This window comes from Candidatus Accumulibacter vicinus (assembly GCF_000584955.1).
In the GTDB taxonomy this organism is placed as follows: Bacteria; Pseudomonadota; Gammaproteobacteria; order Burkholderiales; family Rhodocyclaceae; genus Accumulibacter; species Accumulibacter vicinus.
Genome location: NZ_JDSS02000009.1, coordinates 550 through 1,529 on the forward strand (window position 1 = coordinate 550; position 980 = coordinate 1,529).

The following is a 980-nucleotide window of genomic DNA, read 5'->3' on the forward strand; positions in this document are numbered from 1 at the left end:
TGCGCCCGGGGCGCCGGTAGGCGACCACGGCGGATGCCGGCGCCGACAGCCCCCCGGGTCGCCGACTCCGCGTACCGTCCGGCTGCCCGATGAAGCGCGACGCTCCCGCTGCCGGCACGCCTTTTCCGTCCGAAGACGAGCGGCGGCCGCCAGAGCTGCCGCCCGCCGGCGCGATCGCCTGGGGTGACGACGCCTACGGGCTGTGGATCGATGTCGACCTGGCTGGCGTCGTGCAGCGTTTTCGCTGGATCGAGCCCGGCGAATTCATGATGGGCTCGCCGGCAGACGAAGTCCAACGATTTGACGACGAAGGGCCGCGTCATCGCGTGCGCTTGACCAAGGGGTTCTGGCTTGCCGACACTGCCTGCACACAGGCGCTGTGGAGGGCGGTGATGGGCGGGGAAAATCCGGGCCGTTTCCAGGAAGACGTGCGCAACCCGGTCGAGAACGTGTCGTGGGATGACGTGAGTGACACCAACGGTTTCCTGCAGCGTGTCGGGGCGCGGTTGCCGGGTGTGGTTGCGGAATTGCCGACCGAGGCCGAGTGGGAGTACGCGTGCCGGGCGGGGAGCGAGACGCCGTTCAGTTTCGGCGCGACGATCAGCACGCAGCAGGCCAACTATGATGGCAACTCCCTCTATGCCGGAGGCGAGAAAGGCGAATACCGGAAGAAGACCATGCCAGTGAAGTCGTTTGCGCCGAACGGCTGGGGTCTCTACGAGATGCACGGCAACGTCTGGGAGTGGTGTGCCGACGGAATGCGGACTTACGACGGCAACGACCAGGAGGATCCGCGTGGCCCCGAGGGGTCTGCCCCCCGCGTCGTGCGCGGCGGCTCGTGGGACGGCGAGGCCAGGTGGCGTCGCTCCGCTTACCGCAGCGTGAGGCACCGCGACCTCCGCGACGTGTTCCTCATCGCCCTGGGGTTCCGCTTTGCCCTGAGGTCCACCAGTCAGGAACAGGAGGCAGGCGCGGAGCGC

General features: G+C 68.3%; 1 protein-coding gene. It reads left to right on the plus strand.

Annotated elements, in window-relative coordinates:
- Positions 1-89: 89 nt before the first annotated feature.
- On the plus strand, positions 90-980 hold an 891-nt coding region (locus CAPSK01_RS02560; protein WP_273702961.1), incomplete at its 3' end, for a formylglycine-generating enzyme family protein.